The 20,558-nt window shown below is 46.1% G+C and carries 19 protein-coding genes; 16 read left to right on the forward strand and 3 right to left on the reverse strand.

Features of this window, described 5'->3' with window-relative positions; genetic code table 11:
• Window positions 1-109: 109 nt before the first annotated feature.
• The 6 genes from AB1K89_RS05645 (at window position 110) to AB1K89_RS05670 (ending at window position 9,185) form a co-directional block, all read left to right on the forward strand.
• Window positions 110-859 carry an ABC transporter ATP-binding protein gene (locus tag AB1K89_RS05645; RefSeq protein WP_413053804.1) on the forward strand — a complete coding sequence of 250 codons (750 nt, stop codon included), beginning with the start codon at window positions 110-112 and terminating at the stop codon, window positions 857-859.
• Window positions 843-2,063, forward strand: coding sequence for an ABC transporter permease (locus AB1K89_RS05650; protein ID WP_413053805.1), 1,221 nt, complete (start codon window positions 843-845; stop codon window positions 2,061-2,063). Before AB1K89_RS05645 ends, AB1K89_RS05650 begins: the two co-directional genes overlap by 17 nt.
• Window positions 2,064-2,164: 101 nt before the next feature.
• Window positions 2,165-2,398 carry an IDEAL domain-containing protein gene (locus tag AB1K89_RS05655; protein WP_413053806.1) on the forward strand — a complete coding sequence of 78 codons (234 nt, stop codon included), beginning with the start codon at window positions 2,165-2,167 and terminating at the stop codon, window positions 2,396-2,398.
• A gap of 453 nt (window positions 2,399-2,851) precedes the next feature.
• Entirely contained in the window at window positions 2,852-4,834 is a 1,983-nt protein-coding gene (gene uvrB, locus AB1K89_RS05660; RefSeq protein WP_413053807.1) for an excinuclease ABC subunit UvrB, read from the forward strand.
• A 7-nt stretch (window positions 4,835-4,841) separates the two neighbouring features.
• Window positions 4,842-7,712: an excinuclease ABC subunit UvrA gene (uvrA, locus tag AB1K89_RS05665; RefSeq protein ID WP_413053808.1), complete on the forward strand. Its 2,871-nt coding sequence runs from the start codon at window positions 4,842-4,844 to the stop codon at window positions 7,710-7,712.
• A 309-nt stretch (window positions 7,713-8,021) separates the two neighbouring features.
• Window positions 8,022-9,185 (forward strand): DUF4097 family beta strand repeat-containing protein, encoded by a 1,164-nt coding sequence (locus AB1K89_RS05670; RefSeq protein WP_413053809.1) that lies wholly within the window; start codon window positions 8,022-8,024, stop codon window positions 9,183-9,185.
• Between the two features lie 65 nt (window positions 9,186-9,250).
• Here the strand turns inward: AB1K89_RS05670 and AB1K89_RS05675 are convergent, their stop codons facing one another.
• From AB1K89_RS05675 to AB1K89_RS05685, 3 genes are all read right to left on the reverse strand, one after another.
• Complete coding sequence (locus AB1K89_RS05675; protein ID WP_413053810.1) at window positions 9,251-10,246, reverse strand: DoxX family membrane protein; 996 nt, start codon at window positions 10,244-10,246, stop codon at window positions 9,251-9,253.
• 83 nt (window positions 10,247-10,329) lie between these two features.
• Window positions 10,330-10,584, reverse strand: a complete 255-nt coding sequence (locus AB1K89_RS05680; RefSeq protein WP_413053811.1) for a hypothetical protein — start codon at window positions 10,582-10,584, stop codon at window positions 10,330-10,332.
• On the reverse strand, window positions 10,568-11,128 hold the full coding sequence (locus tag AB1K89_RS05685) for an N-acetylmuramoyl-L-alanine amidase family protein (protein ID WP_413053812.1): 561 nt from the start codon (window positions 11,126-11,128) through the stop codon (window positions 10,568-10,570). The genes AB1K89_RS05680 and AB1K89_RS05685 overlap by 17 nt, the downstream gene beginning before the upstream one ends.
• 183 nt (window positions 11,129-11,311) lie before the next feature.
• Here AB1K89_RS05685 and hprK point away from each other — a divergent pair, with 183 nt between their 5' ends.
• The 10 genes from hprK (at window position 11,312) to AB1K89_RS05735 (ending at window position 20,536) form a co-directional block, all read left to right on the forward strand.
• Window positions 11,312-12,262, forward strand: coding sequence for an HPr(Ser) kinase/phosphatase (gene hprK, locus AB1K89_RS05690; protein ID WP_413053813.1), 951 nt, complete (start codon window positions 11,312-11,314; stop codon window positions 12,260-12,262).
• Window positions 12,263-12,266: 4 nt separating this feature from the next.
• Window positions 12,267-13,073, forward strand: coding sequence for a prolipoprotein diacylglyceryl transferase (lgt, locus tag AB1K89_RS05695; RefSeq protein ID WP_413053814.1), 807 nt, complete (start codon window positions 12,267-12,269; stop codon window positions 13,071-13,073).
• 15 nt (window positions 13,074-13,088) lie between these two features.
• Window positions 13,089-14,033 carry a nucleoside recognition domain-containing protein gene (locus AB1K89_RS05700; protein ID WP_413053815.1) on the forward strand — a complete coding sequence of 315 codons (945 nt, stop codon included), beginning with the start codon at window positions 13,089-13,091 and terminating at the stop codon, window positions 14,031-14,033.
• Entirely contained in the window at window positions 14,026-14,676 is a 651-nt protein-coding gene (gene ppaX, locus AB1K89_RS05705; protein WP_413053816.1) for a pyrophosphatase PpaX, read from the forward strand. The genes AB1K89_RS05700 and ppaX overlap by 8 nt, the downstream gene beginning before the upstream one ends.
• On the forward strand, window positions 14,673-15,212 hold the full coding sequence (locus AB1K89_RS05710) for an acyltransferase (RefSeq protein ID WP_413053817.1): 540 nt from the start codon (window positions 14,673-14,675) through the stop codon (window positions 15,210-15,212). The genes ppaX and AB1K89_RS05710 overlap by 4 nt, the downstream gene beginning before the upstream one ends.
• Before the next feature lie 90 nt (window positions 15,213-15,302).
• Window positions 15,303-16,826, forward strand: a complete 1,524-nt coding sequence (locus tag AB1K89_RS05715) for a tetratricopeptide repeat protein (RefSeq protein WP_413053818.1) — start codon at window positions 15,303-15,305, stop codon at window positions 16,824-16,826.
• A gap of 93 nt (window positions 16,827-16,919) precedes the next feature.
• Complete coding sequence (gene trxB, locus AB1K89_RS05720; protein WP_413053819.1) at window positions 16,920-17,870, forward strand: thioredoxin-disulfide reductase; 951 nt, start codon at window positions 16,920-16,922, stop codon at window positions 17,868-17,870.
• 308 nt (window positions 17,871-18,178) lie between these two features.
• Window positions 18,179-18,661, forward strand: coding sequence for an NUDIX domain-containing protein (locus AB1K89_RS05725; protein WP_413053820.1), 483 nt, complete (start codon window positions 18,179-18,181; stop codon window positions 18,659-18,661).
• A complete protein-coding gene (gene rapZ / locus AB1K89_RS05730) occupies window positions 18,661-19,548 on the forward strand; it encodes an RNase adapter RapZ (protein ID WP_252504073.1) in 888 nt (295 codons plus the stop codon). The genes AB1K89_RS05725 and rapZ overlap by 1 nt, the downstream gene beginning before the upstream one ends.
• A 4-nt stretch (window positions 19,549-19,552) precedes the next feature.
• A complete protein-coding gene (locus AB1K89_RS05735) occupies window positions 19,553-20,536 on the forward strand; it encodes a gluconeogenesis factor YvcK family protein (protein WP_413053821.1) in 984 nt (327 codons plus the stop codon).
• Window positions 20,537-20,558: the final 22 nt, after the last annotated feature.

Consider the following 20,558-nt stretch of genomic DNA (forward strand, 5'->3'; position numbering starts at 1 on the left):
GTATTCATTAATGACACAAGTGTAGCATATTTTCATTTAACACGTGAAAGATGGACAAAGCATTCCGTTCCGATGTTTGGTAAAATGGAAACAAGAATGGAGGATGGTTATGGCAATTCTTGAAGTGAAAGACGTGACAGGCGGATATACACGTAAGCCTGTCCTGCATGATTTACCATTTGAAATCGGCAAAGGCGAGCTCGTCGGTTTGATCGGCTTGAATGGTGCCGGAAAAAGTACGACGATCAAACATATTATTGGCCTAATGAATCCGCATGAAGGCGAAATTGTAGTGAATGGCGTCACGTTTCGCGAAAACCCTGAAGTTTACCGTAAAGCGTTCACATATATTCCGGAAACACCGATTTTATATGAAGAGCTGACATTGAAGGAACATCTTGAGCTCACAGCGATGGCATATGGATTGGATCGGGAGTCGTTCGAGGCACGATCTGAAATATTATTGAAAGAGTTCATGATGGAGAAGCGGTTGAATTGGTTTCCGTCGCATTTCTCAAAAGGGATGCGGCAAAAAGTCATGATCTTATGTGCGTTTTTAGTGGAGCCTTCACTGTATATTATCGATGAACCGTTTGTCGGGCTTGACCCGATCGGAATCCGTTCTTTGCTCGATCAAATATCCGAAAGGAAAGCTAACGGCGCTTCGGTATTGATGTCGACCCATGTGCTTTCCACTGCGGAAAAGTATTGCGATCGGATCATTCTGCTTCATGAAGGACGTGTGAGGGCGCAAGGTACGATGGATGATTTACGGAAAGCGTTCAACCGTCCGAATGCATCATTGGACGAGCTTTATATTTCAATGACCGAGGATAATGACAATGAACAACTTGCGTGAAATTTGGGGGAACCGGTTCGTCCACTACATGACTGAACTGCAAAAATATATGCGGTTCGTTTTCACTGGCCACTTGGCAATCGTCCTGCTCTTTACGATAGGAGCGGGGGGGTACGCTTACAGTGAATGGCTGAAGGAAGTGCCATCAGAATTCCCTTCTGCAATCATAGCGGCTATCCTCATCGGGGCGGCTTTATCCATCGGGTCGCCTGTTACGTTGTTGAAGCCTGCTGATATCGTCTTTTTCCTTCCAATGGAGAACAAGCTTGAAGAGTATTTGAAGCGGTCATTGCGGTACTCGCTATTCTCACAGCTTCCTATTCCATACATTTTATTTATCGTTCTTTTGCCATTGTTGGCAGCAACGGATGTAGCAGGGAAAACACAATTCATACTGACGGCTGTCGTCATCTTCCTTGTAAAATGGAAGTATGTCGAGACGGAGTACTATTACCGCCGTGCGAATGAAGGTGAAGGGATTTGGAAAGATCGTCTTGTTCGATTCGTATTGGCTTCGCTTCTCTTTTATGCGGTGCTAGCAGGAATTACTTATTTATACCCTTTAATTCCTTTAATCGGTGTACTAATGTCTGTCTATTATTTATTCTGGAAGAAAAGAAGTGATGCAAATCCGTTTCCTTATGAACATTTCATAACGCTTGAGCAAAATCGGATGATGCGTTTTTACCGCTTCGCGAATTACTTTACAGATGTCCCGCATTTAAAAGGCTCGGTCAGCCGCCGTGCGTGGCTCGGATTCCTTATGCGCCCTGCACAGTTCGGACAAACGTCCCCTCAGCGATATTTGCTGCGACGGACTCTGATGCGCACGGACGATATTTTCTGGCTATGGGTCAGGTTGACGGCGTTGGCGGTGTTAGGTGTCGTCCTCATTCCTTTCCCGATCGTCGTATATATTTTTATCGGTGCGTTGGCGTTTGCTTCATCCATCCAATTGGTCCATGCATTACGAGCGGGGGATGACTTCCGGATGGACATGCTTTTCCCGGAAGCAGAAAGTACAAGGGAACCTGCAATCCGCAAAACTGTTACTGGTGTTCAACTGTTGCAGGCAATTTCTGTCCTCGTGGCAGGTCTGATTACAGTCGGGATTTCCGTAACGCCAGTCATAATGGCAGCGATCGTATTCATCGTTTCCGAGGTGACAATCCGTGCTTCAAATGAGAAGACGGAGGAAGCTTGAACGGAACGTCCTGAAAAAATAATAATAGAATATTCTCAAAAACCTTGCAACTGATCCCGGAATGTATGTATAATAAAAAAAAGGCATCAGGGGTGAGGGAGATGGAAAACAATTATTCATATGCCGAGTTCTTAAAAGCCGTGGGGAAAAGTAGTACTTCTCTTCAAGCGGAGAGATTGTTGAATGATATTTACATGGATTTATTTCTGAACCATATTCATCGTGAGCAAACGAAGAAACGCCTCTTGAGGCTGATTGATCTTGCGCTTGATGAAAAGGACGAGTACGCCTTCAAAACTCTGACGGATGAACTGATGAGGCTTGAAGAAAATTAAGTAACTTGCAGCGGGCTGCCGCTAATCGTCAATCGATTAGCAGAGCAGACCCGCTTTTTGTTTTTTGTATTTTATTTAGGTTGCTGGACAGGGAGATGGCTCAGTTGATTGAAGTGAAAGTCGGCGACTCCTGCGAAAGCCGTCACGAAGAACGGCTTTTGCGAGCAAAAGCGTAGCGTTGCGAGCACATCTTAGCACTGCCGTCACGAAGAACGGCTTTTGCGAGCAATGTTTTCTGCGACCCTAAGGGAGCAGGATATGACATGCTGCCTTAATTTCTGCAAAGAACGCAGAAATACGGCAAATCGAACTCTTCGTGGTTCGATTGACTGTAGCGTAAATCAACGGTCTAGTTTCACGAAGAATAGGATTTAAAACAAGTGTTCCCTTATTTCTTTGGTCTTGCACTTGTCTATGTTAAAATAAAGGTAATTCATTTGGGGAGGGGCTTAGATGGTCCAGAAATTCGATTTAAAAGCTCCCTATGTTCCGCTAGGCGACCAACCTGCCGCCATTTCGAAGCTCGTAGAAGGCATCAAAGAAGGCAAAAAGCATCAGACGCTTTTAGGTGCAACCGGAACAGGGAAAACGTTCACCGTTTCAAACGTTGTAAAAGAAGTTAATAAACCGACACTAGTCATTGCACATAATAAAACACTCGCTGGCCAATTGTATAGCGAGTTCAAAGAGTTTTTTCCGAACAACGCTGTCGAATATTTCGTCAGCTTCTATGATTACTACCAACCAGAAGCATATGTCCCGCATACGGACACTTATATAGAAAAGGACGCGACGATCAACGACGAGATTGACAAGTTGCGTCACTCCGCAACGTCAGCTTTATTCGAGAGGAATGACGTACTGATCGTCGCATCCGTATCTTGCATTTACGGCCTCGGTTCGCCTGAGGAATACGGGAAGCACGTCGTCTCGCTTCGGACAGGTATGGAAATCGGCAGGAATGAGCTGCTGCGTCGATTCGTCGATATCCAATATTCACGAAACGACATCAACTTCACGCGGGGGACATTTCGGGTTAGAGGGGACGTCGTAGAAATCTTCCCGGCCTCGCAAGACGAACATTGCATCCGCATCGAATTTTTTGGAGATGAAATCGACCGCATCCGTGAAGTGGATTCACTTACGGGAGAAATTTTAGGGGAGCGCGAACACGTCGCCATCTTCCCTGCATCCCACTTCGTCACAGGCGAAGAGAAAATGGTGAAGGCGATTGCCAATATCGAAACCGAATTGGAAGAGCGTCTTGCAGTCTTGCGGAAGGAAGATAAGCTTCTGGAAGCGCAACGGCTCGAGCAACGGACACGTTATGATTTGGAAATGATGCGGGAAATGGGCTTCTGCTCCGGAATTGAAAACTATTCGAGGCATTTAACGTTACGGCCACCAGGGGCGACCCCTTATACGCTGCTTGACTATTTCCCGGATGACTTTCTTATCGTTGTCGATGAAAGCCATGTCACCTTGCCGCAAATCCGCGGCATGTATAACGGCGACCAGGCGCGGAAACAAGTATTGGTCGATCATGGCTTCCGTCTGCCTTCCGCCTTGGACAACAGGCCACTCATGTTCGACGAATTTCAGCGGTATGTCAATAAAGCAATCTATGTATCTGCAACACCCGGACCTTACGAAATCGAGCATACGCCTGAGATGGTTCAGCAGATCATCCGTCCAACGGGCTTGCTTGACCCGATTATCGAGGTACGGCCGATCGAAGGACAAATCGATGATTTAATTGATGAAATCAATGAGCGTACAAAGCGCAACGAAAGGGTATTGATTACCACATTGACGAAAAAGATGTCCGAAGACCTTACCGACTATTTGAAAGATATCGGTATTAAAGTCCAATATTTGCATTCGGATGTCAAAACGCTAGAGCGGATTGAAATTATTCGTGAACTACGTTTGGGCAAGTACGATTGTCTAATCGGCATCAACTTGTTGAGGGAAGGGCTCGATATTCCTGAAGTGTCGCTTGTCGCGATTCTTGATGCGGATAAGGAAGGGTTCCTCCGTTCCGAACGTGCCCTCATCCAAACGATCGGAAGGGCGGCGCGTAACTCTGAAGGAAGGGTCATCATGTATGCAGACCGCTACACGGATTCAATGAAAAAGGCAATCGACGAAACAGCGAGACGCCGCGAAATCCAAATTGCATACAATGAGAAGCATGGAATTACTCCGACGACGATCAAAAAAGAAGTTCGTGATGTCATCAGGGCGACTCAAGTTGCCGAAGAGGATATATCTGCACTGGAAAAAGTGACGAAAGGCAAGAAGTTGTCGAAGGACGATAAAGTGAAATTGCTTGCGACTCTGGAGAAGGAAATGAAAGAGGCGGCAAAAGCGCTTGACTTCGAAAGGGCTGCCGAATTGCGCGATACGATATTAGAATTGAAGGCTGAAGGGTGAAAATGCGATGAAAAACACGGAAATAGTCATTCAAGGGGCAAGGGTGCATAATCTGAAAGATATTAATGTCCGTATTCCGCGTGACAAACTTGTCGTCATGACCGGTTTGTCAGGCTCGGGGAAATCGTCCCTCGCATTCGATACGATTTATGCGGAAGGGCAAAGGCGGTATGTCGAATCGCTCTCCGCTTACGCGAGGCAATTTTTAGGCCAGATGGACAAGCCGGATGTGGATGTGATTGAAGGGCTGTCTCCTGCAATCTCCATCGATCAGAAGACGACGAGCCGAAATCCACGTTCTACAGTTGGAACGGTCACTGAAATCTATGATTACTTACGGTTGCTATTCGCACGGGTCGGCAAGCCGATCTGTCCGAACCATGGGGTTGAAATCTCCTCCCAAACGATCGAGCAGATGGTCGACCGGATCATGCAGCTTCCGGAACGTTCCCGGCTTCAAATCCTTGCGCCTGTCATATCCGGCAGGAAAGGGACGCATGCGAAGCTGATCGAGGACATCAAAAAGCAAGGTTATGTCCGGATTCGCGTCAATGGAGAAGTAATCGATCTCGATGACAATATTGAACTGAATAAAAATAAGAAACATACGATTGAAGTCGTCATTGACCGGATCGTCGTGAAAGAGGGGATTGAAGCGCGTTTAAGCGATTCGCTCGAGTCCGCGCTACGGTTGGCTGAAGGGAATGTATTGGTCGATGTAATCGATGTAGAAGAATTGCTGTTCAGCGAACATCACGCATGTCCGATATGCGGATTTTCCATCGGGGAACTGGAGCCGCGCATGTTTTCATTCAACAGTCCGTTCGGGGCTTGCCCTGATTGTGATGGTCTCGGTACGAAGCTTGAGGTCGACCCTGATCTAGTCATCCCGGACAAGTCTCTTTCTTTAAATGACGACGCCATTGCACCTTGGATTCCGACGAGCTCCCAATACTATCCGGAGCTATTGAAGACGATTTGCAAGCATTTCAAAATACCGATGGACGTGCCGGTGAGCGACTTGTCAGATGAGGACCTTAATATCATCCTCTATGGTTCAAAGGAACAAAAGATCCGCTTCCAATACACGAATGAATTCGGGAATACACGTGTGAACAACATCTATTTTGAAGGCGTCCTCGCAAATGTGGAGCGTCGTTTCAAGGAGACATCCTCCGATTATATACGGGAACAAATGGAGAAATATATGGCGAGCCGTGCCTGTCCGGCATGTCACGGATATCGATTGAAAGAGGAAACCCTCGCAGTGAAAGTGAACGGCACGCATATCGGAGAAGTGACCTCGCTTTCCATTACGGAAGCGGACCGGTTTTTCAACAATCTCGTCCTATCCGAAAAGGATATGCAAATCGCAAGGCTTATCTTGCGGGAAATCGCCGAGAGAATAGGATTCCTCATTAATGTCGGGCTGGATTATTTGACGTTATCGAGGGCGGCTGGCACATTGTCCGGCGGTGAAGCGCAGCGTATCCGGCTTGCGACGCAGATCGGATCAAGGTTGACTGGCGTCCTTTATATATTGGATGAGCCATCGATCGGTCTTCATCAACGCGACAATGACCGACTCATCGGCACGCTGCAAAGCATGCGAGATATTGGGAATACGCTCATTGTCGTAGAGCATGACGAAGATACGATGATCGCCGCGGATTATTTGATCGACATCGGCCCGGGAGCAGGTGCTGCGGGAGGACAAATCGTTTCTGCCGGCACACCGGAAGAAGTGATGAATGATCCTAAATCATTAACCGGCCAATATTTGAGCGGCAAGAAGTTCATCCCATTGCCGATTGAAAGGCGTCAGCCCGATGGCCGAATCGTATCGATCAAAGGCGCGTCTGAGAACAATTTGAAAAATGTTGATGCAGACTTCCCATTGGGGCAGTTCATAGCGGTGACAGGCGTTTCAGGCTCCGGAAAGAGTACGCTCGTCAATGAAGTTCTTTACAAAGTGCTTGCTCAAAAGCTGAACCGGTCGAAGCAGAAACCTGGGCAATTCACGTCCGTCACGGGTCTTGAAGAATTGGAAAAGGTCATTGAAATCGACCAATCTCCTATCGGACGGACGCCACGATCGAACCCGGCGACATATACAGGGGTCTTTGATGACGTTCGAGACGTCTTCGCCATGACGAACGAGGCGAAGGTGAGAGGCTACAAAAAAGGACGATTCAGTTTCAACGTAAAAGGCGGCCGCTGTGAAGCTTGTCGCGGAGACGGAATCATTAAAATCGAAATGCATTTCCTTCCTGACGTGTATGTCCCTTGTGAAGTGTGTCACGGAAAAAGATATAACCGCGAAACGTTGGAAGTGACGTACAAAGGGAAAAATATTGCGGATGTCCTTTCCATGACCGTCGAAGATGCGCTCGTTTTCTTTGAAAATATACCTAAAATCCATAGAAAACTGCAAACTATCGTCGATGTCGGTCTCGGTTACGTTCAACTTGGACAACCCGCCACGACGTTATCGGGCGGTGAAGCGCAAAGGGTGAAGCTCGCTTCGGAATTGCATCGGCGTTCGAACGGAAAATCATTTTATATTTTGGACGAACCGACGACGGGTCTTCATGTCCATGATATTGAAAAGCTACTTCACGTCTTGCAACGGCTCGTCGATTCCGGAAATACAGTCCTTGTCATCGAGCATAATTTGGACGTCATCAAAACCGTCGACCATATTATCGATCTCGGACCTGAAGGCGGGGACAAAGGCGGGCAAATCATTGCTACAGGAACTCCTGAGAAGGTCGCTGAGAGTGAAGTCTCATACACGGGCCGCTATTTGAAGCCGATCTTGGAACGCGACCGTCTAAGAATGAAAGAACGGATTGAAACTGCAGCTGGAAAAGAATGAAACCTTCCGACAGATGATTCGTATATATAGTAAGTGTTAAGGGAGTCTCCGCTATGTTCTGAATTTGGTGGGGGCTCTAATGAAAAAGCTCTGTTAAACTTCGTAGTTGATTTAAGGAGTTCCGTTGATTGAAGCGGAAGGCGGCGACTCCTGTGGGAAAAGCGTGTCCAGGTGAGACCCCGCAGGAGCTTGCGACGAGGAGGCTCACGGACCGCCCGCGGAAAGCGTCCGCCTGTAGCGCAAATCAACAGTGTTGTCTAACAAAGCTATGCGAATTGAAAATCTCGAGCATACCTAGGAGGCGGAAAGATGCAGAATGAACGCAAACGTATCTTGACAATGTTGGAAAACGGCACAATTTCAATGGATGAAGCCTTAACCCTATTGGAAGCAATGGAGAAAAAGCAGACTACGACTGACAGTGGAACAACCTGGACAGAGGAAAAGGTAGGCGTTGAAGAACCGCAGCAAGATGGTGCAAACGAGTACTCTAAAAGGTCGAAAGGCAAAGATCCATCGATGGATGAATTCATTGAAGATATTCGGAAAGATTTCGTAACCGTTGGAGATCGTTTCATGCAGTTCATGCAATCAACCGTGGAACGAATGAAAGGCTTCGATTTCGACACGCCGTTCGGTGGCGGTTCCACATTCCATCATACCATTGTGAAGCCGGCAGATGATTTGGATGAAATCCTCGTTGACGTCGATCATGGAAGCGTTTCGATCCACGGAACCGAAAACTCGGAAATCCGTGCGGAATTCACCGTCAAATCCTTTAATGGAAGATCGGAAGAAGATGCGAAAAAGGAATTTCTCGATAAATTGATCTTCCTGAAAGACGAAGGAAGACTGCGCTACTTAAGTGATTCGAAATTAAGTCAAGTCAATGTCGACCTTTTCATTCCAAATCAGGAATATCGCAAGGTTTCCGCAAGACTGTTGAATGGGAGTTTCAACTTGCAGGATATTACGGTTGACCGGCTCTACTCGAAAACGGCGAACGGAAAAGTCGACATCGAGCGGATCGACTTCAAAGAGGCTGAGCTCGAAGCAGGCAACGGATCAATTCGCTTGAATGAAAGTACAGGTGAAACGCTCGAAGCTGAAACGATCAACGGACGTGTCTACGTGTCAGGTAAATTGAAGGATGTCGAGGCGAAATCGTTGAATGGCCACGTAGTTGTTACAACAACAGACGCTTCGGCACAAAAGATCGATGCCAAAACGGTGAGTGGTTCCGTTGAGATGTATATTCCATCCGATGCGCCTCTACGTGGAGAAATCTCCACGAATATGGGACGTTTGGATCTGCAACTGAATGATGTCAGCAGAACGACAGAACAAGAACAGTTCCTTCACCGTACAATCATTTTCAACAAGGATGTAGAAGGCAATGATACGCCGCTCCATGTGTATGGAGAAGCAAAAACAGGATCTGTGATTGTTTGTTATAACGTAAAACATGTTTAATGAAAAAAGACTGCCAAGAGAGTCAGTGAAAGCTGATTTTCTCCGGCAGTCTTTTTTGTTCTATTTTATGCAAATCGGTAATAGATCAATAAAAATGTACTGAGCACAAATAAAAAATTAAGGAAAACAAAAATCATTTGGTCCAATCGGTTCTTATGCATTTTAACTGGCGGATGGTAAAAGGATATTCCTTCAATAATAAATATTAATAAAACAATATGAATCATCCCATGTCCTACTACTTCGGTATAGCCAAATATCGTCGTTGTTAGGATAAATAAAACGGTTACGACGACAGCTAATAAACGGTTGAGAATGCCGACGACTAATAGGTAACCAACAACAAATTCAATAAATGCTGAGAGCACAATAAATAGTTCTGGGGAAAAGCCAAAAGTAGGGACACCATGGCGTTGAATAATATCGATCGTCATACCAGGGTAAACCCATTTTTCTACTGCAACCCAACATAAACTTAAACCTGTACCAAGGTATAGGAATGGAAACCCTGCCGTCTCCAATTTTGTTCTTCCCACCAATAAAACACCGATAATAGCAAGGTAAAACCCATAATCCAACATATGAAACCAACCAGAATAACTCCAAATATAAAGAAATAAACCAAGCATTAATACGGAAGCTATTTTCGTTGCTACATGATGCGGAATAAGAAGCAAAATGATAATCGCCCACATAACAACCGTTTCCCAACTATTGTGGATAGTGAATTCAGGTGCAAACATAGTTCGATTAACTACTTGTAAAATAAATGCGGAAGCTGTACCGTACTGTAAAATATAACGAGAATATTTCCGATATCCATCTAATTTCATATCAATTTTAGCGACACCGGGAATCTTCATTAACTGTGGTATGAATTGAGATAATAACGCTAAGAAAAGAGCGATTAATAAGGACAACATTATAAATTCTGTTGAAAGGATCTGTTCAATAGAAACCTTTACGGGTTCCATTTCTGTAAACCATTTCACATGGGCGTTTACGATAATTGGTGAAAAACAAAACAACCCTAACAATAATATAGAACCGTATTTCTTCATGTATTTCCCCCTCCTATTTGAAACAATCTGTGAAAAATATTATTCCCTAAGAAATAACCGATTATGCTGACGTTTACTGTAAGTTAAACTTGTGAATATATGTAATTAAATAAGACTGCCAAGAAAGTCGGTGAAAACTGACTTTCTGTAGCAGTCTTTTTGTAATAAAGATGACTCGCGCTCAAAGAGAGTGGTCCCGCGCTCAAAGAGACTGCCCCCGCGCTCAAAGTGGGTGGTCCCGCGCTCAAAGAGAGTGGCCCCGCGCTCAAAGCGAGTGGTTCCGCGTCCAAAGCAAGCCACCCCGCGCTCAAAGCAAGCAGTCTACACGATTTTCTCATGATACAGCCAACTCAAAATGCCGAAGCCAATCGCCCGTGCGCATTGAACGCGGTATGCTCTCGATAGCAAGAGGCTCGCTTCTTCGCGATTCGTCATGAAGCCGCATTCCACTAGCACGGCAGGCATCTTCGTCTCCCTCAACACTGCGAAGTTTGCGGTTTTCACCCCTCGGTCTTTCCGTCCGCAAGCGGATATCATTGAGCTATGTATCAGGTTAGCCAATGCAGCAGTCCGTTTGCTTACTTGCGGGTACATATACGTTTCGATGCCTTGCGCCTCATTCCAACCGTTGCCGAAAGCATTTGCATGGATGGACACGAACGCATCCGCATCCAACCTGTTTGCGATCGAAGCCCTTTCGGATAGAGGCACGTCCCGGCTGTTTTCATGCGAATAAAAGACGTCGACCCCTTCCAGCAGCAAATAGTGCCGTAGCAGTTCCGCCACCTCCGAGTTGAAACGGAACTCCACTAGTTTGCCATCAGGCGACCTTTTGCCCGCAGTATTCGGTCCGTGCCCTGCGTCAAGTATGATCGTTGCCATCTCATCCCCTCCTCGCTATCTATATAGTCTGTTTCGCATCATTAGTGGACAAATTCGTACGAAATCATTTCAATTGAATGCGTTCATGGTAAAATAGGGGGTAGGGTTGACTTGACGAAGCATGGATCCTTCCGCTTTGCGAAGTGGTCGGATGCGTGTTCAACATAGAAAGGCGGCGAATAAATGTCGGTTGTTACAGTGGAAGACGTTCAAAATCGTTTTGGACTTGAAATTGTTGCAGGTGGAGAAGGTATTGAACGTAGTATCCTCACGAGCGACATCTCCCGGCCAGGTTTGGAAATGGCCGGCTATTTCGATTTTTATACGGCAAATCGTGTTCAATTGCTCGGAAAAACAGAGCTTTCCTTTTTCAACAAATTGGATGAGGCGGAACGCCAGGATCGGATGGACCGTCTCTGTACGACAGAAACTCCCGCTTTCATCCTTGCACATAATATCGAATGCCCCATAGAACTTAAGCGGAATGCGGAGGAGCGGGGAATCCCGGTGCTGCAGACCGAACATCCGACGACGCGGTTTTCTGGTATGTTGACGAACTTCCTGGAAGGTCAGCTGGCCCCGATGACGACAGTTCATGGTGTGCTTGTCGATGTATATGGAATCGGTGTATTGATAACAGGGAAGAGCGGTGTAGGAAAGAGCGAAACGGCTTTAGAACTTGTTAAACGCGGTCATCGACTCATTGCGGATGACGCTGTTGAAATTCGGCAAGTGGCGAAAAACGTCTTGATCGGAAATGCTCCGAAAATTCTGCGCCATATGCTTGAAATCCGGGGCGTTGGCATTATCGATATGATGACGCTGTTCGGTGCGAGCGCCGTGAAAGATGATAAACGAATCTTGCTTGTCGTTGATTTGGAAGCATGGGATCCAAATAAAGTGTATGACCGTTTAGGCATCGATGAAGAAAAAGTGAAAATCATGGATTCCGATCTGACGAAACTTACTGTCCCTGTACGGCCGGGGCGGAATCTATCGGTCATTGTTGAAGTGGCTGCCATGGATTATCGGATGAAACGATTAGGCATCAATGCAGCAGAGGCGTTTTCAAAAAAGCTGGATTTGGCAATTAGCCAAGATGCATGGAAATCTGATGTAGAGGGGATAGAGTAAACGAATGTTCGATTTATTAGCGATTGACCCGACGGCCTTTAGCATAGGGCCAATAGATATACGATGGTATGGAATTTTAATTACGACCGGCATCATTCTTGCATTCATCGTCGTTCAAAAAGAGATGGTGAAGCGGGGAATGCATCCGGATTTCTTAACGGATCTGCTTATTTGGGCAGTGCCGATATCCATCATAAGTGCAAGAATCTACTACGTAATCTTTTCGTGGGAATCCTATAAAGATAACCCGATCGATGTGATCAAAATATGGGAAGGCGGCATCGCCATCCACGGTGCATTAATTGGTGCCTTTTTAACGACATATTTTTATACGAAACGACGCGGCATCTCCTTCTGGAAAGTGGTGGACATCGCCGTTCCTGGTATATTGATCGGTCAAATCATTGGCCGTTGGGGAAATTTCATCAATCAGGAAGCGCATGGCGGTCCTGTTTCGCAAAAGTTTCTAGAAACCACTTGGATTCCTGATTGGATCATGAACCAAATGACAATTAACGGCGTAACCTATCATCCGACATTCCTTTATGAATCGTTATGGAACGTCGTGGGCCTTATTATCATTCTGTTGTTACGAAAAGTCCGATTGAAGCGGGGCGAAATGTTCTTCTTCTATTTGACGTGGTATTCAATCGGAAGATTTTTTATCGAAGGGATGAGGACGGACAGTTTGTACGGCGGCGATCTTCGCGCTGCACAAATCGTATCCATCATCGCCATCCTATTTTCGGTTACAATGTTCATCTGGAGAAGGTTCGTTAAGAAAGTCAAAGTGGAATATCAAGATAAATAGAAGAGGGATGGGGAAATGCAGACGCTTCGAAATGGGTTGAAAGCTGGATTGAAGACGACGTGGACGTTAGGGAAGATCATTTTCCCAATCACCGTCCTTCTCGTCATTTTGCAACATACACCTGTATTGCCTTGGCTCGTCAAATTGATTTCGCCCTTCATGGGATTATTCGGACTAAGCGGGGAAGCCGCAATTCCGTTAGTGCTCGGCAATGCATTGAATTTATACGCAGGGATTGCAGGAATCCTTTCGCTCGAGCTGACGGTGAAGGAAGTTTTCATTTTGGCTGTTATGCTCAGCTTTGCACATAATATGTTCATCGAGACGGGAGTCGCTTTGAAGGTCGGAGTTAAATTGTGGATTGTGTTAGTCGTCAGATTCGGTTTGGCGGCGTTCTCCGGCATCATCATCAATTTGTTTTGGAATGGCGGCGGTGAAATTGCCCAGTACGGCATAGCGCCTGAAGTGGCAGCTGCTCCGGAAGGCTGGTTGGCAATTGGATTGCTCGGCTTGCAGAAAGCGTCGTTCGGCGTCTTGCAACTCGCGCTTATCGTCATTCCGCTCATGATCATCGTACAATTTTTGAAAGACCGCAACTACTTGCAGAAGTTTTCGGATAAACTGGCGCCTTTTACGAAGGTGATCGGCGTACAGCCGAACGCGTCGTTAACATTGGTTGCCGGCCTCGTCATCGGCCTTGCCTATGGCGCAGGAGTCATGATCCAAGCGGTGCAGGAAGATGGCGTCAGCAAAAAGGATGCAACGCTTGCGTTCATTTTTCTCGTTGCATGTCACGCAGTTGTGGAAGATACGCTCATTTTCATGCCTTTAGGTATTCCAATCCTGCCGTTGCTCATCATCCGCCTCGTCACGGCATTCGTATTGACGATTGCGGTCGCATATTTATGGAAACAGGCAGAACGGAAGAGGGAGAAGGAGGTTACAGTTCTGGATGGATAAAATTACAACTTTGCTATTTGACTTCGATGGAACGTTGCTCGACACGAATGAACTTATCATTCAAACGTTCCAAACGGTTTTGAACGCACATTACCCGGGAAGGTTTGAAAGGGAAGATATCCTTCCATTTCTAGGACCGACTTTGAAAGAAACTTTCGATAGCATCGATCCTGCAAAATCGGAAGAACTGATCAATGAATATCGCACATGGAATCTGGCAAATCATGACGCATTCGCTTCCGAGTTTGATGGAGTGAGCGACACGTTAGTGCAATTGAAAAATGCTGGCTTCAAGATGGCCATCGTATCGACGAAACGGAATGATACGATCATGAAAGGCTTGAAGTTAATGCCGGCGGGGAACGTGTTCGATACGATCGTCGGATTGGACGATGTCAAACATCCGAAGCCTCATCCGGAGCCGTTGCTTCTCGCAATGGAGCGATTGAACTCGACTCCGCAGGAAACGTTGATGATCGGCGATAATATACATGATATTCTCGGAGGGAAAAACGCCGGAGTTCGCACGGCTGGAGTAGCTTGGTCAGCAAAAGGCGAGAAATTTATCCGGGAGCAGGAGCCTGATTTTGTCTTGCAACATATTTCAGACTTGCTGTCGATAACAGCAGGCGTGGAAGCTTGAGACGGACAGAGCGTTATCCTGCTGAAGGAAATGCGAACTCCCTTTGGCAAATATATAAAACGGTTTCGTTTTTTAAAGTGGCAAAGAACTTTATCTTCATCCAAATCGGAAGGTATACGCCTTTCATTCCGATGAAGAACTTCATCTATCGAACATTTTTAGGAATGAAGATAGGGGAAAAGACATCATTCGCATTGATGGTCATGCCGGATACGATGTTTCCTGAGCGGATTACGGTAGGTAGCAATTCGATTATCGGGTTCAATACGACGATTCTCGCCCATGAATATTTAATTGAGGAATATCGGATCGGCGACGTGGTCATCGGTGATCGGGTGATGATCGGTGCAAATACGACGATTCTTCCCGGAGTGGAAATCGGGGACAATGCAATCGTATCTGCCGCGTCGCTTGTCAACCGCGACATCCCTGCAGGCGCAATGGCCGGGGGCAATCCTGTGCGCATCATTTACACTGCCGAGCAGATGGAGGAGCGTCGAAGGACTGCCCAAGAATTGGACGTTGACAAGAAATAGGATGACGGAAACAGAAGGTATGGTATAATTAAGCAAGTTTATTGGGAGGGACGTGTGAGCGTTCCTTCTAATTTTTTCGGAGGAATCTGATTGGACAAAAAGTATAAGAACATAGATAAGAAAGTCATTTCTTTTATCCCGGACGGTGAATTTTACTATCAGAAAGGCGTTAAAGCAATGCAGCGCGAACGCTTCGATGATGCCCATAGATACTTGCAAAGGGCCGTTGAATTGAGCCCTAATGATCCACTCATCCTTATGCAATACGGCATTCTCGTCATGGAAGAAGGCATGTTTGAGGAAGCTTATGAAATTTTAGCGGCAGCGCATGGCCTTGATCCGGAAGAGGAAGACATCATCTTTTATTTGGCCGAAGTCCATGCTCATTTGGGCCTTCTTCGTGATGCGAAGATTTATGCGGAAAAGTATATAGCATTGGCGCCGGACGGACCTTTAGCTGATGATTCGATGGAGATCATCGATTTCGCTGAGCAGGAGGAAGCCTTTTTTACAGATGAGGAAATGCCAGACGGAGAAGTGTATTTCCTTCAAGAGAAAGCAAGAAGGTTAATGGAAGCGGGCTCGTTTGAAGAAGCGATTGAAATTTTGGAGTCGATCATCGTCGATTATCCTGATTTTTGGGCTGCCTATAACAATTTGGCGCTCGCTTACTTTTATATCGGCAAGATCGAACAAGCGAAAGAATTGCTGTTTGACGTGCTGGATAAAAACAAAGGGAACCTACATGCATTATGCAATCTCGCCGTCTTTTATTATTACGAGAAAGATAAAGAGGAATTGGACTCGATGCTCGAGCTCCTCATGAAAATAAAGCCGTATCAATTCATACACCGTTATAAGTTAGGGGCGACCTTCGCGTTGGTCGGCAAGCATAAAGAAGCGTACGGTTGGCTCAGAAGCTTACAAAAACGGGGCTTTGAAGGGGATGCCGGATATTATTTCTGGCTCGCGCATTCTGCCTACTTCTCCGGTCATGAACAAGTGGCGAAAGAATCGTATGAAAAGCTTGTAGAACTGGATCCGTCAAAAGCGGGTTTTGAGCCGTGGAAAGACGTGCACTCTACGACGAAGCCCGAGTCCTATGAACAAGATCGGGATTTTTTATTAAGCAAAATTACGAATAAATATAGAAGTGAAAGATTATTAGGGTTTTATCTGTTAGGGAAATCAGCGCATAAACAGGAGATCGTCTCACACCCTTCGTATATCAATCTCGAAAAGCTGAGTGTCATCGAGCAATTGTTTCTAGCGCATAGCCTCAATTATGAATTCACGATAGAAAATGAATTTGATCATTCATTCATGCGCGCGTTGGAAACGACTGAATTGTTATACGAAAAATATAAACCGTTGGAACGGCAAGGGACGCATCTTTTTCAAATGTGGTTCACACTTTGCGAAGTCGGCCTCAGCCGCTCCTACCATTTCAGGAATCCTTCGGCTTTGGCGGCAGCTGCAGATTATATGTTCCAATCATCCCGTTATAAAGGGGTTACAAAAACCGCTATTGCCCGCATCTATGGCATTTCAGTGCCGACGTTGACGAAATACGTCAGCGACTTGATGGAATTTTTGCCGCAATTCAATGCGTAAATCTTGTCAATACATGTAAGCATATATATTGAATGCCTCCTTGGAATCTTATACGATTTGGACAGTGGTATATGTATTGAAGGAGGAAAATGTATGACTACCGAGAAAATATACGACGTCATTATCATTGGCGCTGGTCCAGCTGGAATGACCGCTGCAGTCTACACATCTAGAGGAAGTTTATCGACTCTTATGCTGGAGCGCGGCATCCCGGGCGGACAAATGGCAAACACGGAAGAGATTGAGAACTACCCTGGATTCGAAACGATCCTCGGTCCTGATCTTTCGACAAAAATGTTTGAGCATGCGAAAGCTTTCGGTGCGGAATATGCCTACGGCGACGTAACTGAAGTTATAGATGAAGGAAATTTCAAAACGATTAAAGCAGGCAATAAAGAATATAAAGCGAGAGCCATCATCATTACGACCGGCGCCGAGTATCGAAAAATGGGCGTACCGGGTGAGAAGGAATTGACAGGCCGCGGCGTCAGCTATTGCGCAGTTTGTGACGGAGCATTCTTTAAAGGAAGAGAAATCGTGGTCATCGGTGGCGGAGACTCCGCAGTCGAAGAAGGTGGATATTTGACGCGCTTTGCAAACAAAGTGACGATCATTCACCGACGCGACGAACTTCGCGCACAAAAAATCCTTCAAGACCGTGCGTTTGCAAACGAGAAGATCGACTTCATCTGGAATTCGACGGTCAAGCAAGTGAACGAAAAAGACGGCAAAATCGGCTCAGTGACACTCGTCTCTACAGTGGACGGCACTGAGACGGTAATGGATACGCAAGGCATGTTCGTCTATATCGGCATGGATCCGTTAACGGCTCCTTTCAAAAGCCTAGGCATCTTGGATGAACACGGCTATATCGTCACGAACGAAGAGATGGAAACAAAAGTGCCTGGCATCTATGCAGCCGGCGACGTTCGCCAAAAAACACTCCGCCAAGTCGTCACAGCAACAGGGGACGGCAGCATCGCAGCACAAGCATGCCAAAAATACATCGAAGAACTCGCAGAAAAAATGGCTGCTGAAGTTTGATTATGGAAAGGGATCCTGTATGGGATCTCTTTTTTATTTAATGTAAGGCGGCGACTCCTGTGGGAAAGCGTCCGCCTGTAGCGGAAATCCTGGGCTGTAATAAGATTAATCTATCTTTAATCTTACTGTAACCGTCCTGCAATACAAAAAGGTTATGATAAGAATATCAATTGACCCCCCTTTTTAATATAGCAACATTTTAAAGACGATCTGCCCTTCAAACGGCAGGTGGTCTTCTTTTTTTGTCGTTTGCTTTCAAAACATTGTATAATGGTTACATGCGTATAGAGAGAAGTGAGGAAATGGTCATGCAAAGAATCGCGAATTTACTCGTACTCAAAGACAACCAAGTTCTTTTATTGAAAAAACCGAGACGGAATTGGTATGTGGCACCCGGTGGCAAGATGGATCCGGGCGAATCGATTTACGACGCCGCCATCCGTGAATTTACAGAAGAAACCGGTGCGACACCCGTCAATCCGCACGTAAAAGGCATCTACACGATGATGATCGTCGATAAGGATACAAAGGAATTGCTGAACGAATGGATGCTATACACGTTCGTTGCGAAAGATCTCATTGGAACGCCTTATGAATCAAACAGGGAAGGCCTGCTTGAATGGCATCCTGTCGAAAGCTTGAAGACCCTTCCGATGGCGGAAGGCGATCGAACGAATTTATTATTTGCAGCCTCCCAAATAGGCGTGCAATATGGTACATTTTATTATACAGAAGAGTTTGAACTGTTAGATGAACGCATACAAAAATCAATGGAAGGTGACCAGAATTAATGGAGAATGAATTACCGAACAGCGATGTCGAATTAGTCATCATCACGGGCATGTCAGGTGCAGGGAAAACAGTTGCAATGCAAAGTTTCGAAGACCTGGGGTTCTATTGTATCGATAATTTGCCTCCAGAGCTGCTCGTCACTTTTCTGGATTTGATGATGAAATCCGAAAACAAGATGAGACGGATCGCCGCAGTCATGGATACGAGAGGCGGCGACCTGTTCGACGCGTTGATCGGCGCGTTGGATAACTTGCTCCAAATGGACGGAGTATCAACGAAGCTTCTCTTCTTGGATGCGGATGACGAGACGCTTGTCAGACGGTACAAAGAAACGAGAAGGTCGCATCCACTTGCGGAAGGCGGGCTGCCGCTAACAGGCATCCGCAAAGAACGAACCCTCTTATCCGAATTGAGAGGCCGGGCACGCTCCATCTACAACACCTCAGAATTGAAACCGAGGGAATTGAGAGAAAAAATCATGTCGGAATTCTCCTCGACCGGAGACACTGCATTCACCCTCAATTTCATTTCTTTCGGTTTTAAGCATGGCATGCCGATCGATGCGGACGTCGTGTTCGACGTGCGTTTCTTGCCTAACCCCTATTACATCGAAGATCTGAGACCGCTTACCGGTTTACAGAAAGAAGTATACGAATATGTGTTAAAATGGAATGATACACAAGTGTTAATTGAAAAGTTGACGGACCTGTTCAAATTCATCATTCCTCAATATAAGAACGAAGGCAAATCCCAAGTGGTCGTCGCGTTTGGATGCACAGGCGGACAACATCGATCCGTGTCGCTTGCAGAGTACTTCGGAAATCGTTTTAAAGAGGAATACAAGACATTGATTACACATCGAGATGTAGAGAAGAGAAAGGGTTGACACTATGTTGCAATCCGGGAAAATGAAAAAAATTGTCGTCTTTGGAGGCGGGACCGGATTGTCCACGTTGCTTCGGGGATTGAAGGCCTATCCAGTCGATCTAACCGCGATCGTCACAGTTGCGGACGACGGCGGCAGTTCAGGAAGGCTATTGGATCAATACAATATCCCGCCACCAGGCGATATCCGTCAAGTGATGGCAGCGCTTTCAGATGTCGAGCCATTGATTGAAAAAATGTTTCAATACAGGTTTTCCAATTCGGACGATTTGAAAGGGCACTCGCTCGGAAACCTCATGCTTGCCGCATTGACGGACATAACAGGAGATTTTGCACGCGCGGTAGAAAAGATGGGCCGTGTTTTGAATATTAAGGGAAAAGTGTTGCCAGCTGCAAACCAAAAGATCACCTTGCATGCGGAGCTAGATGATGGCACAATTGTAACCGGTGAGTCTAAAATCCCGGTGTATGGGCGCAAAATTCGGAAAGTCTATATGTCTCCGCAAGAGGTCGAACCTTTGCCTGAAACGGTGGAGGCCATCAAGGAGGCAGATTTGATCATTTTTGGGCCTGGAAGCTTATATACGAGCATTCTGCCGACGATACTTGTGAGAGATATCCGTGATGCCGTCCTTGCGTCTCAAGCGAAGAAGGTTTATATCAATAACTTGACGACGCAGGAAGGTGAAACGTACCAGTACACTGCGTCTGAGCATGTGAAGGCGTTATATGATCATGCCGGCAGTCAATTCATTGACACGGTGCTGTTGAATAAGACGGATTTCCAAACGTTATTACACGGGGAAGAGCCGTCCGTGGCGCAGCTCCCTGTAGAAAATGACATAGATGCTTTGCAACTGCTCGTCCCTACTATCGTATTAGGGGACTTTTCGACGGTTTTGGACGGAAGAATTATCCATGACGCCGGCAAAGTCGCATCATGGATCATGGGTTATATGGAAGGTACGATCGTTAACGAGGAGACCTGATATCGCCGAGAGAGAGGGGGAA

This window comes from Sporosarcina pasadenensis, assembly GCF_047228845.1.
Lineage (GTDB): Bacteria > Bacillota > Bacilli > Bacillales_A > Planococcaceae > Sporosarcina.